The 16010-nt window shown below is 63.1% G+C and carries 9 protein-coding genes; 6 read left to right on the top strand and 3 right to left on the bottom strand.

Features of this window, described 5'->3' with window-relative positions; genetic code table 11:
* Positions 1-3262: S-layer family protein (locus tag EEB15_RS33820; protein WP_158290245.1), on the top strand; the 3262-nt coding region annotated here is incomplete at its 5' end.
* Here EEB15_RS33820 and EEB15_RS26720 read toward each other — a convergent pair.
* Positions 3259-3648 carry a RidA family protein gene (locus tag EEB15_RS26720; protein WP_141513012.1) on the bottom strand — a complete coding sequence of 130 codons (390 nt, stop codon included), beginning with the start codon at positions 3646-3648 and terminating at the stop codon, positions 3259-3261. The genes EEB15_RS33820 and EEB15_RS26720 overlap by 4 nt on opposite strands.
* Positions 3649-3793: 145 nt before the next feature.
* Between EEB15_RS26720 and EEB15_RS26715 the strand changes: the two genes are divergently transcribed.
* From EEB15_RS26715 to EEB15_RS26700, 4 genes are all read left to right on the top strand, one after another.
* Entirely contained in the window at positions 3794-4723 is a 930-nt protein-coding gene (locus EEB15_RS26715; protein WP_141513011.1) for a LysR family transcriptional regulator, read from the top strand.
* Between the two features lie 183 nt (positions 4724-4906).
* Positions 4907-6232: a HipA domain-containing protein gene (locus tag EEB15_RS26710; protein WP_158290244.1), complete on the top strand. Its 1326-nt coding sequence runs from the start codon at positions 4907-4909 to the stop codon at positions 6230-6232.
* Between the two features lie 12 nt (positions 6233-6244).
* On the top strand, positions 6245-7327 hold the full coding sequence (locus EEB15_RS26705) for an SMP-30/gluconolactonase/LRE family protein (RefSeq protein WP_141513009.1): 1083 nt from the start codon (positions 6245-6247) through the stop codon (positions 7325-7327).
* 40 nt (positions 7328-7367) lie between these two features.
* Positions 7368-8669, top strand: coding sequence for a flavin-dependent oxidoreductase (locus EEB15_RS26700; RefSeq protein WP_141513008.1), 1302 nt, complete (start codon positions 7368-7370; stop codon positions 8667-8669).
* A 196-nt stretch (positions 8670-8865) separates the two neighbouring features.
* On the opposite strand, the gene EEB15_RS26695 is transcribed toward EEB15_RS26700, so the two are convergent.
* Both EEB15_RS26695 and EEB15_RS26690 read right to left on the bottom strand, forming a co-directional pair.
* A complete protein-coding gene (locus tag EEB15_RS26695) occupies positions 8866-10389 on the bottom strand; it encodes a hypothetical protein (RefSeq protein WP_141513007.1) in 1524 nt (507 codons plus the stop codon).
* Positions 10390-10507: 118 nt separating this feature from the next.
* Positions 10508-14752, bottom strand: coding sequence for an ATP-binding protein (locus EEB15_RS26690; protein ID WP_141513006.1), 4245 nt, complete (start codon positions 14750-14752; stop codon positions 10508-10510).
* Between the two features lie 253 nt (positions 14753-15005).
* Between EEB15_RS26690 and EEB15_RS26680 the strand changes: the two genes are divergently transcribed.
* Positions 15006-15995 (top strand): hypothetical protein, encoded by a 990-nt coding sequence (locus EEB15_RS26680; protein WP_141513005.1) that lies wholly within the window; start codon positions 15006-15008, stop codon positions 15993-15995.
* Positions 15996-16010: the final 15 nt, after the last annotated feature.

Below are 16010 nucleotides of genomic sequence, written 5' to 3'. Positions count from 1 at the left end.
ACCACGCCATGGATGCCCGTCCTTCCCGCCCGCGCCGGCAGTATTCGCGGTGACGAAGGACGGGGGCAACATCGTCTACTTCACCGCCGCCGGGACGCTGATCGATGTGAGCGAAGCGGCCGGTACTTACACGTTCACCAGCAGCGGCGGCACCGCCGGCAGCGATACGGCGCTCGCGCCCATCGCCGGCATCGTCGTGCCCGCATCCACGACGCTCAGCATCAGCAGCGTGCTGGCGTCCGGCGTGGCGTTCACCGGCGCCGGCACGGCGCTGGTTATCGCCGACGTCGGCGGTGAAGACCTCACCGCCTTCACCGGAACCGGTGTCACCGTCTTCGAACTCACCACGGGACAGAACTACACGTTGACCGCCGCGCAGGCCGCGATCGGCCGGATCGGCGCCGGCGGAACCGCGGGCGTGCTCACCGACGCGGGCACCATCACCGTCGACGACACGCTCGCCAACCTGGGCGCGGGCGTCGCCGCCGCGCTCAAGACCGCGGGAGCCGACAGCGTGGTGGCAACCGCCGCGACGGGCGCCGACATCTCGGCCGTCGACGTAGCAGGCATCGACAGCATCGTGCTGGGCGCCGGCCAGAACTACACCATGACGGCCGCGCAGGCCGCGCTGGTGGACGGCACGGCGGGCGCGCAAGCGGTGACGCTGACAACCCTGGCCACGGGCGTGCTCGCCGCCACCGTCGAATCCTTCATCCTGGGCGACTTCACCAATGACGTGACGCTGGGCGACCCGGCGCAGAACGTCACCGGCCCGGCCGGCAACGTGACCACGCTGACCATCGGCGGCAACGCCGCAACCGGCATCTGGGCGCTGGCCAACGGCGCCGACGTGCTTGTTGCCACCACCGGGGCGAACATCGCGGGCGTCAACGGCGGCGCCGCCACCACGGCGGAGAACCTCACGCTGACCGGCGCGATCACGATGGCACAGGCGCAGCACGAGGCGCTTACCATCGCGGCCGGCACCGGCACCGATGCCGTGACCATCGCCACGGGTGGGGCCGTCACCGGACAGAGCGGCGTCGAAAGCTACACGGTCTCTTCCGGTGGCAGCAACACCCTCGCGGTGCTGACGGGTGCGACCGACATCAACGGTTCGGCCAGCAACGCCACCACGGTCAACGTGGGCGGCAACACGGTATCGGGGACCTGGGCACTGGCCCACACCGCCGACGAGATCGTCGCCACCAATGGCGCCAACATCTCCGGCGTGAACCTGGGCGGCGCCACCACCGCGGAAAAGCTCACGCTGGCAGACGGGATCACGATGACGCAGGCGCAGCACGCCGGGTTGGCCGTCACGGCGGATGGCGGCACGGACAGCATCACCATCACGAACGGCGGCGCAGTGGCCGCGCAGGCCAGCATCGAGACCTACAACGTCGGAGGCGCTGCCAGCAACGTCACGGTCAATGCGGCCACGACCGGGTTGATCGTCAACGGCGCTGCCGGTTTTGCGACGACGGTGACGGTGGACGGCAAGACCGTCACCGGCACCTACGCCCTGGCCAACGGTGCGGACGTGCTCGTCGCCATGACCGGCGGCGACATCAGCGGCGCCAACACGACGTCGGTCGAATCCCTGACGATGTCCCTCAACGTCACGATGACGGCGGCGCAGTACATCGCCTTCAACACGGGCGGCATCACCGCCGCGGGCGCGACCGACAGGATCATCCTGACCGGGAGCCTCAATGGCGGGCAGACGCTGAACGCGGCGGTGGAAAACTTCACCTTGGCGGCCGGCCCCCACAACGTGGTTCTCGGTGCCAGCGGGCAGTCCATCAATGCAACAGCGCTGGCCGCCAGCTCCGCGCTGACGCTGTCGGGCGACTTCGCCGCAGAGATCTCGCTGTCAATGGGCAATCTTCTGGGGGGCACGGCCAACGGCGGCCTCTTGGTGACCGGCGGAGCAGGCGCGAACACCATCACGACCGGTGCCGGCACCGACATCGTCCTCGCGAGTGACGGCGCCGACATGATCACTGGCGGGGACGGCGTCGACACCCTCAACGGCGAGTCCGGAAACGACAGTTTTTTCTACGGCTCGATGGCCCAGTTCCTCACCGGTGGCCTGGTGGTGGACCAGATCATCAACGGCGGCGGCGATACCGACGCCGTGGTGATCAATGCCGACGCGGTCGTCCTGACGGCCTTGTCCGACCTGACGCGAATGACGAACGTGGAACAGATCAAGGCGCAGACCCAGTCGGCGACCCTGCATGCGCACAGCATCGTCATCAGCAGCAACGCGCTCCTGGGCGGCGTGAACACCATCGACCTGTCGGGCGACACCAAGAGCACGTCAACCGGCACCATCGACTTCACCGGCGTGACCAACGCCATGACGCTCAAGGGCGTGGGCGCGGGCGTCAACACCATCACCGGCGGCTCGGGTGCCGACGCCCTGTTCGGCGGCACGGGCAACGATCTCTTTCTCTTCGGCAGCGCGGCCGCTGCGGCGGCGGACACCGTGGAGGGCGGGGGCGGCACCGACACCGTCCTGTTCAGGTCGACGGCGGGTGAGACGCTGGTGGTGGACGACCATTTCATCGCCGGCCTGTCCTACCTGGTCACCACCAACAGCACTGCCGTAGCGGCCGGCACGACGAGCGAAAACATCGACGCCAGCACGCACACACTGGGCGGTGTCAAGCTCACCGGCAACGGCGGCAACAACATCCTGACCGGCTCGGCGGACGCGGACACGCTGGTGGGCGGCGGAGGCATCGACACCGTACGAGGTGGCGCCGGCAACGACACCATCAACGTGTCCGGCACCACAACGTTGGTGTTCGAGGCCACGGCCAGCGCCAATGGCGTGGATGCGCTGACGAACGTGAACGCCAACAGCAAATTCAAGTTCTCGGATTTTCTCGTCACCGGAGTCGGGATGCAGAACGCCGTGGTGGACGCCACCAACGGCGGGGTCAGGCTGGACCTGACGGGCGGCGATCACATCGGCGTGCGCTACGCGAGCTCGACGCTGATCTCGGCCAACATCGTGACGTCGTTCACCGCTGGCATCGCCGGCCAGGTGCTGGTCGCAGACAACGGCAAGGCCGTGGTCTTCTCGTCCTCCAGTAACATCTCGCACCAGGACGCCATCGGCTCGATCTATTACGTGGAAGACGTCGATGCCACTGGCGCGCAGGACTTCATCGTGACACTGGTGGGCACGATGACGGGCAGCAGCACTCTCTCCATTTCGGAACTGGCGGCAAGCAACGGGTTCATTTAAGGCAGCTTGGCGATCACCTTGATCTCGAACTGAAAGCCGTAGAGCCACGTCACGCCGATCCCGGTCAGCGTGGGGTGCGGCGCTTTGCCCCAGTACTCCGGGATCACCTTCCAGATCGTCTCGAACTGGGACTCGGGGTTGACGATGAAGACGGTGACGTCGATCACGTCGTCGAACGTGCAGCCCGCCGCCGCCAGGACGGCGTTCAGGTTGTTGAAGGCGAGGCGCACCTGCGCCTCGAGTTCAGGCTCGGGCGAGCCATCTTCGCGGCTGCCGACCTGCCCGGAAACGAACAGGAAACCGTTGGACCGGATGGCCGGTGAATAGCGGTTCTTTTCGTAGAGGGCTTGGCGCCCGGCGGGGAACACAACATCGCGCGTCGTCATGGGAATGCCTTTCTTGAATGGGTCGAGGCCGACCCGGTGTTAACGATGAAAGGACTTTAAGCACGCGTGCCTTGCGGATAAACAGGCAATGCCGACAATCACTATTTGCAAAACCCAAACAATCATCGAAGCATGAGGAGCCGAGATGGACCGCTTTGACGCAATGCAGGCCTTTGCTCGCGTGGTGGAAGCCGGCAGCTTCACCAAGGCGGCCGAGACGCTCCACATGAGCAAGACCAGCGTGACACAACTGGTGCAGCAGCTGGAGGCGCGGCTGCGCGTCAAGCTGCTCAACCGAACCACCCGCAGGGTCAACACCACGGCCGACGGCGCGGCCTACTACGAGCGCGTGGTGCGCCTGCTGGCCGACATGGACGACGCCGAGACCAGCTTGTCCGGCGCGTCGGCTTCACCCCGCGGCCGGCTGCGGGTGGATGTGCCCACCCCGCTGGCTCGCATGATCCTGGTGCCGGCGCTGCCGGAATTCCACGCGCGCTACCCAGACATCCAGATCCACCTGGGCGTGAGCGATCGCATGGTGGACCTGATCGGCGAGAACGTGGACTGCGTGCTGCGCGGCGGCGAACTCACCGACCAGTCGCTGATGGCTCGCCATGTGGGCGACCTGCAAGCGGGCATGTACGCGGCACCGGGTTACCTCGAGCGTGCCGGCACGCCCGCGCATCCGCGGGAGCTGGAGGAGACGCAGCACCGCATCGTGGGCTTCCTGTCCTCACGTACTGGCAAGGTGCTTCCGTATGCGATGCACCGCGACGGCGAAACCATCGAAGTGCAAGCCAACTATGCGATCGCGGTGGACGACGGCAACGCCTACCTCGAAGCCGGCCTGGCGGGCCTGGGTGCGATCTGGCTGCCGGACTACATGTCGAAGGCACACCTGCTGCGCGGTGAGCTGGTGCGCATATTGGAAGACTGGCGCTTCGACCCGATGCCGCTGTACGTGGCGTACCGGCCGAACCGGCATGTGAGCGCCAAGCTGCGCGTGTTCATCGATTGGCTCGCTGCCCTGATGGCGCAGCATGCGCCCGTCAAGGTGGGGCGGCCGCCGCCGTGAACACCGCCAGTTGATCGGCGATCTGGCGGTGCCCTGAATCGACAATCCCGCCGATCCTATGGGTAGACGGCAAACTGAACGACAAATCGTATAATTCACCCAACTATTCACTTCAGCTGAGATAAGCGCATGCCTACCGGGGCGTCCCCTGACAATCAGAAGCGCTTCCAGGAGCTGGAACGCTTGCTGCGCCCTGGCCCTCGCACCGCGCAGGAGCTCATGTCGGCGCTGGGGATCAGCCAGCCCACGCTTTCTCGAACTATTCACTCGTTCCCTGAAGCACTGGTCAACTTCCGGGTCAGCGGCGACCGCACGCCCAAGTACGGCCTGCTGCGCAAACTGCCAGGCGGTCTCAATCCGAGGCAGAAGGTCTACCGAATCTCCGACACCGGCAGCATCGAGCCCTTCGCGGACGTTGCGTTTCTCAGCGGTGGCGCCACGCTGGAAAGCGGTGCGGCAGGCGGCACGCTGTATGAGGGCCTGCCACCCTACATGGCCTTCTCCTCACCATCGGGCTTTCTGGGCCGGCAGATCGCGCGGGCCGCCGCCTCGGAGATGCAGTTTCCGGAAAGCCTGAAGGATTGGGGCGACGACCACCGCATCGCCTATCTCTTCACGCGCAGCCTGAACCTGGCGGGCAACCTGGTCTACGGCGAGGCCTCGCTGCAGCGGGAGGTTGAGTTTCGCAAGGCACCAGCGACGCCGGTGGCCGACAAGCGGGACCACTACGTGGCCATGGCCAACGAACTCAAGGATGCGGCTTACGGCTCGAGCGCGGGCGGCGAGCAGCCGAAGTTTCTGGGATTGGCGCAGGACACCGGCCATGTGATCGTGAAGTTCGCCAAAGAGGGCAGCCGCATGGCCGAGCTTTTGCCGTTGGAGCATCTGGCGCTGCGCGCGCTGGAGGCGGTGAATGTGCCCGTAGCCCAGACCCAGCTGGATAGCGCTGGCGGCTACGTCTTCCTGGAAGTGCAGCGCTTCGACAGGGTGAGCCGCCACGGCCGTGTCGGCATGTTGTCCTGCGGTTCCATCGATGACGAGTTTTTCGGAGCGCGCGACAGTTGGTCGGAATTCGCGGCGCGCTGCGAGCAGGCCCGCTATCTCGATGCCCGGGATGCCCGCAACATCGACGTCATGGCCGCCTTCAGCGAGCTGATCGGCAACAGCGATCGGCACTTCGAGAACATCTCCATGCTGCTGAGCGAGGACGGCGAGTACGCCGGTGTGGCGCCGGCGTATGACATCCTTCCCATGCGCTATGCGTCCATCGGCGGCGGCGTGGATCCCGACCTGTTGCCCATCAACCCCAAGCTGGGAACCATCGGTGCCAAGCCCGCGGTCTGGGCCCTTGCGGCCAAGGCGGCCATCGCGTTCTGGACGGCAGTACGGCAGGGCCAGTTGGACCTGCCCATCTCCGAGGAGATCCGCGAGCTGGCAGCGCAAAACCTGGCCGTGGTCCAGGATTTTGTGGAGCCGCTGCTGCCGCCAGGCAACCGGTCACTGCAATAGAAGGAGACAAACATGAAGAAGACCGTGGTCACCCTGGCAGTCATCGTCCTGGCCCTGGCCGCCTACCTGGCGTTCTGGCCCGTGCCGATCGAACCCGTCGCCTGGACCGCGCCCACTTCAACCGGCTACACCGGCCCGCACGCAAAGAACGAGCGGCTGGCCAAGCTGCAGCACATCGACCTGAAGGGCGAGAGCGGGCCTGAGCACGTGGCCATCGGCCCCGACGGCAAGCTGTACACCGCGGTGGAGGGCGGCAAGATCTTGCGCATGAACCCGGACGGCAGCGGCCAGGAAGTGTTTGCCAAGACCGAAGGCCGCGTGCTCGGCTTCGACTTCGACGCGGCGGGCAACTTCATCGGCGCGGACGCGTACCTGGGCCTCGTCTCCATCGCCAAGGACGGCAAGGTGACGGTGCTGGCCGACAAGGTGGACGGCGACCCGATCCGCTTTGCCGATGCCGTGGCGGTGGCGCGCAACGGGCGCATCTACTTCACCGACGCGTCGACGCGCTTCGGTGCGCGTGACGGCGGCGGCATCGTGGAGGCGAGCATGATGGAAGTGCTCGAACTCTCCGCATCCGGCCGCGTGCTCGAATACGACCCGCAGGGGAAGAAGGCACGCGTGATCGCCAAGGGATTCTCGTTTGCCAACGGCATCGCGCTCAGCGAAGACCAGCAGTCGCTGTTCGTCGCCGAAACCGGCAAGTTCCGCATCATGAAGGTGCCCGTGCAGGGCAACGCGCCCGCGCAGGTGTTCCTCGACAACCTGCCCGGCTACCCGGACAACGTGGTGCGCGGCCTCGATGGAAAGATCTGGGTCGGCCTTGTGAAGCCGCGCAACGCGGACGCCGACCAACTGTCAGGCAAGCCCATGATGCGCAAGGTGATCATGCGCCTGCCGCGCGCGCTGTGGCCGATACCGAAAGACCAGGGGCATGTGTTCGCGTTCACGGAGGACGGGAAGGTGGTGGCCGATCTGCAGGACCCTGCGGGGGGCTATCCGGAGACGACATCGGTGACGGAGACAGCGGGGCGGTTGTATATCCAGGGCTTGCATGGGAAGACGTTGGCGTGGAGGGCCAGGTCGGCGGACTGATGACTGCGAACTGAGGACTGGCAAGGTGCAGAATCCTGCCATGCCTGACACGAATCATTCCTTGGACGCCCCCGTGCTGATCGCCGGCGGCGGCATCGGCGGCCTGAGCCTCGCGCTCACGCTCCACCAGATCGGCGTTCCCTGCATCGTGTTCGAAGCGGTGTCCCAGGTGCAGCCGCTCGGCGTGGGCATCAACCTCCAGCCGAACGCGGTGCGCGAGCTGTACGACCTGGGCCTGGACGACCGCGTGCTCGACACCATCGGCATCCAGGCCCGCGAGTGGGCGCTCGTCGGCCGCAACGGCAAGAACATCTACGCCGAGCCGCGCGGCCTGGGCGCTGGCTATCGCTGGCCCCAGTACTCCGTGCACCGCGGCCATCTGCAGATGCTGCTGTACCGGACGGTGCTCGAGCGCCTGGGCCCGGACGCCATCCGCACGGGGCACCGCGTGACCGGTTGCCGCAACGAAGGCGAGCGCGTTGTCGCCAGCATCGAAACGCGCGACGGCCAGCGCACCGAAGCGAGCGGCTCACTGCTCGTGGCGGCGGACGGTTTGCACTCCGCCGTGCGCGCGCAGATGCATCCCGACCAGCCGCCGATCCACTGGGGCGGCGCGATCATGTGGCGCGGCACCACACCGGGCGTGCCGGTTCGCACCGGCGCTTCTTTCGTGGGCGTGGGCAGCGCGAAGCACCGCGTGGTGTTCTATCCGATCTCGGAGCCCGATCCCGCGAGCGGCCTGGCCACGATCAACTGGATCGCGGAGATCACCGTGGACAACAGCCAGGGCTGGGCGAACGGCGACTGGAACCGCAAAGTCAATGTCGACGATTTCATCCGCCACTTCGAAGGCTGGGACTTCGGCTGGCTCGACGTGCCGGCGATGCTGCGCGGCGCGGCCGAAGTGTTCGAGTACCCCATGATCGACCGCGACCCTGTCCCCACCTGGGTCGACGGCCGCGCGGCGCTGCTGGGCGATGCCGCGCACGTGATGTATCCGGTCGGCTCCAATGGTGCGAGCCAGGCCATCGTGGACGCACGCGTGTTGGGCGCCGCGCTGGTGGAGCACGGCATCCAGCCGGCCGCGCTGCGTGCCTACGACGACAAGCTGTGCGCCGATGTCTCGGCCCTGGTGCTGCGCAACCGAGGCGCCGGGCCTTTCGGCCTGCTGGGGCTGGTAGACGAAAGGTGTGGCGGTGTGTTCGACGACATTGACCAGGTCATCCCGGCGGCCGAGCGCGATGCTTATATGGCGCGGTACAAGGCGGCCGCGGGGTTTGCTATCGAGACGCTGAATGCGGCGGCGCCGACGATTGGTGCTGGGGCGCGGGTTCGCGGTTGAGGGTACCCGTTCGGTTGATCTTGATGTCGGCTTGAGTGCCTGCCGGAACCTCGGCCGTCACGGCTTCGCTCGTAAGCGAGGAATGCGCGCCGACGTCCACGGCAGTAAGCGGCCCTGTGCTTGATGAACCATCAACTGACCCGATTCATAGCAAGTATGGTTGTAGCGATAGACGAATCAGGTTGCTGAACATCCGCTATCGCTTGCCTTCTGTATTGGCCTCCGGGGACATGGGGGCGAGCTGGGCCAAATACATTCCTCCGGAGGTGAAGAGCTGCTGCGTGCCTTGTGTCAGTGTCAGAGCGGCTTGCTCGCTGTCCCGAATCAAGTGTCGGGCAATTGCTTCCAGTTTCAGATGCTTTGAGCAGCGATGAAGGAAGTCGGCAGTGCCTAGATCACGAGCGATGCGAACTAGCACGGTGTCAATCCAGAGCACGCGGCGTCCGGTCATCGCTTGGCCTTGTTTGTCCCGGTCGGACAACCTGAGTTTGACTCGTTGGGCAAGCCTTCGATGGGCCTCCGGCTGTTGTAAATCACCGAAGCTCTCGTCTTCCAAGACCTCTCGGACGGCAAGATAGACGGCCAAGCGCCACCGAACTTCCGACTCACGACGAAGGTAATCGATGAGTACACCGATCCTGAGGCCGCCGAAGCGCGAGCTCGTCGCCATGCTCCATTCCCGCGGAGCGGCATCTTCTTGAAGAATTAGGTTGTCTGCTAACGCACGATATTGGTCCAGCGTTTCTATCAGCAGGAGCAGCTTGCAGACGCCTGGTATTAGTTCGAGTTTTTTTGGATTTTCTCCGTCATCGACCTCACCGGGTGGGTCTACAGCGGTTACGTGTAGCGCCTGATCTGAATCGACGCTAGTGTGAACACACACACATGAGACGGCAGGGGTGAGGGTGCTCCCCGTCCAACCGATCACCGGGAGGTTCGAAAGCTGAACGAGCCCTTCGACCACTCGCGCCCAGCGGTTCACACGGGTGCCAGCTTTGCTTTCAAAAACGTGCCAGTGTCCACTCTTCGTCGCGACAACGTAGTCTGGCCATTTACCCGAAGAAGGCGAAAACGTGACCTCCGGCTCGGCTCCGTTCACCGCCTTCGAATAGATTCCAGCATGAAGAAACGCGTCAACTGATTGACCTCCCGCTGTTAGCCACAGTCGAGCAGCTAAGTAGGTTCCAATGCCTCCCAATATAAAAGACATGGCGACCTTCTCTGAAGGCTCTACCCGCTTGTAGAACGTGCGGGGCAATCTCGCATTTTTGGAATTGACTTCGATGCAAGAGACCACCATCTCTATTCGGGCGATCAGGTAGCGCGCTAGGCCAGTGGCCTCGTGGGGCTTGAGTGCCAGCGAAGCGCTCCATTTGCTTCGGGGGCCATATCCACACTCGAGCGCAGCGCGAGTAACCTGAAGATCTCTGATTACGTGCTTGGCCCCACCAAGATTTCCTTTGCTTCCGAAATTTGCATGCTTGGTGGGGATGAAATGCGACTTGATGAATTTCGCCGGCTTCAAATACTTCGACTTGCCTCCTTTCGCCGGGACAGCTGACACGGGGGCCGGCTTCGGCATTGAGCTTTGCTCAGTTTCGACCTCCCCTGGAGACGCAGGGCTGTCGTGCTTGCTTTTGGGCGGAGGTTTGGGAACAAAAAACTCGAATGCATTCCCGTTCAGCGCGGAGGGCGACGGGGGAACAGATTTGGCTACCAAGGGTTGGCCTTCTGGCGCGGCGGTGCTGTGGACAATCGCCCGGGACGCGTCGGGTATACCGCGCAAACCGGCGGCGAGCATGTTCTAGAGTTGAGAATTACCAAGATCAGGATCGTACTCAGTCCACGATGCAACTGATGCCGAAGACGACCAGCTCGTTGACCCCCGTTGAAATGCGCTTGATGGACTTCGCCTTGTGGTCAAGATAGGTGACCAATGCGGGAAATGGCTGTCCGGAAGCGCCCGCCGGAATGTGCCAGCGCTTGTCGTCCAATTGCAGTAGCACCAAGATGCCCCGGGAGCTGTTGTATCCGCGCAGATACTGCCCAACAATTTGCGTCTGAAGCGTATCAGACAGCGAGTTCGCTGAGTACGAGCGCGTGACATCCACTGGCTTGATTTCGACGCAGACGTTTCCGGCTGAGCAGCTTAGCTGGATGTCCGTTATTTTGTCGTCATCTACCTCCTCTTCGCGGTGAACGCTGAACCGACGGTTCTGGGTTTCCAGGAACTTCGCAGCCAACCAGCGCTGCAGGTGCTTTTCGGGCATGCCTGGGCGGAATAGGTCGCGTTCGCTGAAGGGGCCTTCTTGAATGCTCTTACGAATCTCCTCCAGTCTCGCAATCACTTGCTCAAAGAGCTGGGCCTCCGTGCGCGGCGCAGTGGAAAATGCGGAACTGAGAGATTTCAGTTCCGCAGCATTGCGGTTGGCCGTTGCTGCGACCTCGAGTGCACCGTGTTCAATAACGCGTCCACGAATCCAACCGATGTCCTCCGCGTCGGTGTAGGCCGGCAAAAGTGCAAGCAGGCTTTCGTGACCGATAGACCCGGGCGCTGCGACGAACACGTTGGGAATAGCGCCTCGAAGGCGCTTCTGCGGCGACCCAAAGAAGTCATCGCGTTCTGCCGTCGCGGCACGCACTGATGGCAACACGCTGACCATCGCGTGTAGCCGTATAAGAACGTCGGCCGCGGCTTGGGTCAGAGGTGCCGATACCCATTTGAGGTCAGCAATTGCCGCAGCAAACGCCCCCAATTCCGACTCGTTATCAAGGTTCAGTGCAGCCAAGTGAGCGACGAACCATGCGAACGCTGAAGTCGAATTTTCCTCCATCCAGATGCGCAGCCACTTCATTTCAGAGATTCGGCCATCCGATGCAATAGAAGCCATGAGCTTGCTCTGGCATAGAGTAGCCACGTCCGCGGATTGCAACAACCCATCTTCCCTGACCGCCATGACGAGGGCCTCTAAGGTCTCTCGTCGAGGAATTTGGCCGCTTGATACAAGTTGCGCCAGGGGCGCGAGCAGCCCACGGCGAATCTCCGGTGGGCAGCGCAGCGCAGTTTCGAGACTACGGCGTAGATGGTCGCCGTCTTCCTGTGCCTCAGCAACGACCCAAGGGGACAAGGCCTTGATGACGTCTGCGGGATGCGCCCGCGAAAGTGGGGCCAGCCAAGCTGGTGGCGCATTCAGTTCCCAGACGGAAAGTTGAGCCGCCTTCGCAACCCATTCGGTGGGGAGCGCAGCCATCGCGCTCTCATCTTGCAATGCCAAATGCACGCCAGCTAGCGCCACAATAGCGGTCCATGGAACTTGGTTGTCGGGATAGTCCGACGGGTTCGGAGGTACGAGAGTGGTCCAGTGTGCTCGCAGGCCGGCGCGAAATGCAGCAGCGATTTCAGGACTGAGCGCATCGCCCATCGCATCGAAGTTGACTTCTGAGTATTCCCTTTGATGGAACCGATCGAACGCGTACTGCAGAAGTGCTCGCAACCAACCGAAGTGCGTGCCATCGCGTATATCCGGCAAGTGCTCAGCGACTCTCGCTTTGAAGCCAGCATTGTCCCGGTCGGCTTCAGCTATTCTTCGACGCTCGCTGGCCTCCCACACACGCCTGCTTCGAGCGCCCTGACATGCCTTCAGGTATTCATCACCAATGGCGCGGCGTCGCTCGCCATCCACACCATCTAATAGCAGCACTCTAAGGGCGCTCGAACGTTCACGCCGATGCATCGTGCCGAAAATGACTCGAACTGCGACGGAGAACCAAACTCCGCGTTCGTGAGCGCCCAAAATCGCGTCGTTCGCGCGTTGAACTAATTCCGGCAGGTCATTGAATTCGAAGCTCGCCAGAGACGAATCTCGCCAGGTCAGCCGACTGACAGAAGCGCGAATGTCCTCGGACTGGGCGATGGCGAGAGCCACTTTCCAACGTAGGGCGGAATGTTTCGCCACAGCAAGATGGAGGCGCTCTAATTCAGTTCGGTTTGTGAATCCCGTGTCACGTAGCGCTTCAACGCGCTCAGCAGCCTCCATGCAGACCTCGTCGTAGGAGGTCAGCGAACTCGGTAGCAAATGCAGCATCTGTTCAAAACAGCCAGGCAAGGAGCGCAGCAACCAAGCCCTTTCTGGCCTGTCTGACTCCGGGAAACGTGCGAAGCGCTTACCGGCCACGGGACGAGGTAGTGCGGCCATGACAGCCGTGAGCAGCAGCGTTGTGGCAGCGAGGTCGGCAATTGGCAGCAGTTGCCCCTTCACAAGTTCCGCCATTGGCCCCATGCCTGTGTCTTCCTCATCGCCCGTCGAGGCGAAAATGGCAGCCAACTCGTTCGCAGTGAGCTGCCGCCAGTCCACGACCGGCAAGGCATGTGCTACGAGGTCATTTGTTGCAAGCGCACCAGATTTCAGGTCCTCCAGGATTTCGGCCCCATGCTCTGGGGTGCCCACGCTCTGAAGGAGCTCGAGCGCGCTCCTGCGCTCCCAAAGCAGGGAACTCTGGCTTCGAAGTATGCTGAAAGCGATTTCTGCACAGTCAGTCAATTTTGCGTGCCGTGCAATGCGAAAGCAGACGCTCCTTACGTGCGATGGCACCGTCGCGTTTGAGAGAACCTCCGCGACTTGGCCTACGCCCAAAGACCGCCCGACCCGCAGGTATTGACTCGGGCTGCGGGTCCAGTCCACCCGAAAGCCCTGCGTTGACGCAGTCACCCAGTTCTTGAACGCTTTGTCGGCTGAAAGCTGATCCCATGACTGAGGGTCTCCGTCATGCAGCAGAACTTCGGGGAAGTCACGTGAGACCCACTCGCGTACCTCCGCGTTCATCGCGGCCAACCAAGCAAGCGCCGCGCGGCGGCCGGGAATTAGAGCATTTTGCCCAAACGGGCGCCCTGCAAACAAGCTCTGCATCCGTAGCAGTGGAACACCGAGAGCGAGTTGTTCTGCGACCCATTCGGCCGCTAGATACTCGCGTACCGAGCGGTGATGAAACATCACTCGTCCGTAGCTTGCTTCATCGAAGATTGCAGTAGCCAGCAGACGGCGCACCGCGACTGGCTTCCATTCATTCAAGATCGCATAGGGAACCAGCTCGACTGAAGTGGCCTCTGCGCCGCGGTCCAAAGCAAAGAAGGGCGCCCCGCCAAATTCTGCGGCCGCGGCCAGCTCGGTTGCGCCCGAGTGGAGCTCCACAACGGAGAGGGCTTCACCTGCGGACTCGTAGCTTTCATTGAATTCCTGAAGTCGCTGTGCGATGTTCACTTCGATGAGCTGGAGATAGGTTCCGAGCGTTCTTCGCTGATTCCACAGACCCACCATCCAACGCAAATCCAATGGCCGTGTGGCCATGTACTCGTACTCTCCATCACCCACCGCAGTCCAAAAGCGGCCTGACTCCTGCAAAGAGAACGCGGCGGCGCAGCGATGCGCTTCAGCGTTGGAGAGAGGATCCAGCGTAACGACAAAGGGCTCTACGTCAGGCGCTCTTGCCTGCACGGATTCCGGGGCATTCAAGTCAGCTTCATCGGTTTGTGCTTGTGACGTTGCTCTAGCCGCGCTGGCTCGACCAATCGGTTGACCGATGCGATGCACGATTGCGGACCGTACCGCAGGGGACGACCAGTCCGTCGTACGGGAAGAGATGGCAATGCGCACACGGTGCAGGTGCGCACCGAGAGCTTGATGTACAACAGCGAGCGCCGTGTCAAAGTCGGCATGGGATTTCAGACGAGCTTCGTCGACCGCGTCGAGAAAGAAGTATCCCAGCTCCTCTGAAGCTTCCCAGGAGGCATACTCGACTTGAGTATCGGCCAACGCAAGCTGCCACGAGTCAGGAACCGAAAGCATGTTTAGCGGAATGAAGAATCCTTGCCCTCCACCCGCTTTCAGACGTGCAAGTTCGTTCTTGAATTCAGTCGTCTTTCCTATGCCAGCCTCGCCAAGGACAATCGCAAGGGGCTTCTCATGCAAATCGCGCCAAGTGCGTTGATGTTGTCGGTGACCAAAATACTCGCTCCAATCCTGCTCGTCGCTCGAGTCGGCCGGTTGTTTGAACTCCGAGAACGTGCGCTTTAAGTCAACAAACATCTGGCAAGCGTAGCCTATCCTGGCGAGAGCACCGCTTGGCTAAGATTTGCGTCAGCATCACCAGACCACCCTTGCCACTGCAATACGCCGAGTAGCCCCCGGACCGCGCAGGCCGAGTTCCGAGCGCACCGACATCAGGTGCACCTGCGCACCGCCGCGTTGACCGGCGATCTCGTGTTTGGCGACTGCCTGGCGTGCGCACCGACGCCGCAAACCCAGTCGTGTATAAAAGCGAACACTCGCGAGGATCCCCATGAAGCAATCCGCCGCCGAACGTCCCGAACCGACGACCCAACGCAAGGCCGCCATCGCCCATGGCGCTGCGCTCGAGCACACGGGCAAGGTCCGGGTCGAGCCGATACCGGACTTCGATCTCGACCGCACCATCTTCAAGACGCTCGAGGGCAAGGCCGCCCGCTTCGTGATCACAACCCGGGTGGCCAAGGAGGCGCATTGGGACGCGGCAGCCGCCCAGGCCGTGCAGGCCGAATACGCTGCGGCTCGTGCCGCGCATACGCTCCCTGTCGTGAGCCCGGAGCTGATGCAGTTCCTGGTGAGCGAGTGCGACTTCGATGTGGAGCATGCGGACGGCTCGTTCCTCGACCATCTGTACTTCTGCTTCGAGTACACCGTGCAGCACTACCCCGGCCAGTCCCCGCTGGTGATGCTGCTGCACTCCATCCTCGGAACCGGCACCAACACCTTTGCGATGACCGCGGACAAGATCCCGGCGTTGCGCCCGCTGATGACGCCCACCGAGTGGACGCAGGTCGAGGCCTTTCCTTCGGTGCTGCGGCTGCTCTACGCCGGCCCGCTGCGCCGCGAGCTCCGTGAAAATGCACATCGCGCCGATGCCATCGCCTCCATCACGTTTCACCGTGTGATCGACAACGCGCCGATCACGATGAGCGGCAAGGACCTTTGGACCGCGCTGAACTACCAGCTCATTCACCTGGTCGACTTTCTGCCGGTGGCGAACTGGTCGGTGCACCAGAACGACACTTCGTTCATCCTGTTCCGCGATCTTTATGACCTGCTCGAAAAGGCCGGCAAGCGGGAGGCGAATGTGGGCTACACCCCCGTCTCAGTGCCGCGCAAGCTGGAGGGCGAGCCCCAAGGCGTCAGGGCCTGGCTCACGACGCTGATCCCGGTGAGTGTCAGCGAACGGATGGCGGCCAAATCAGTCGCGCGCTTTTCGGAGCGCATCGGGCACTCGCTGGACTACCGGATCACCTGGGCCTGATCCGGCGGGCTGTCC

It is taken from the genome of Ramlibacter sp. WS9 (assembly GCF_003797765.1).
Classification (GTDB): Bacteria; Pseudomonadota; Gammaproteobacteria; order Burkholderiales; family Burkholderiaceae_C; genus Ramlibacter.
The sequence above is the reverse complement of the archived record's forward strand: the minus strand, read 5'-3'. Positions and strand labels throughout refer to the sequence as shown.

Coding starts and splice junctions, on each gene's coding strand:
- EEB15_RS26720 (WP_141513012.1), bottom strand. CDS start 3,648: ATGACGACGCGCGATGTTGTGTTCCCCGCCGGGCGCCAAGCCCTCTAC.
- EEB15_RS26715 (WP_141513011.1), top strand. CDS start 3,794: ATGGACCGCTTTGACGCAATGCAGGCCTTTGCTCGCGTGGTGGAAGCC.
- EEB15_RS26705 (WP_141513009.1), top strand. CDS start 6,245: ATGAAGAAGACCGTGGTCACCCTGGCAGTCATCGTCCTGGCCCTGGCC.
- EEB15_RS26700 (WP_141513008.1), top strand. CDS start 7,368: ATGCCTGACACGAATCATTCCTTGGACGCCCCCGTGCTGATCGCCGGC.
- EEB15_RS26690 (WP_141513006.1), bottom strand. CDS start 14,752: ATGTTTGTTGACTTAAAGCGCACGTTCTCGGAGTTCAAACAACCGGCC.
- EEB15_RS26680 (WP_141513005.1), top strand. CDS start 15,006: ATGAAGCAATCCGCCGCCGAACGTCCCGAACCGACGACCCAACGCAAG.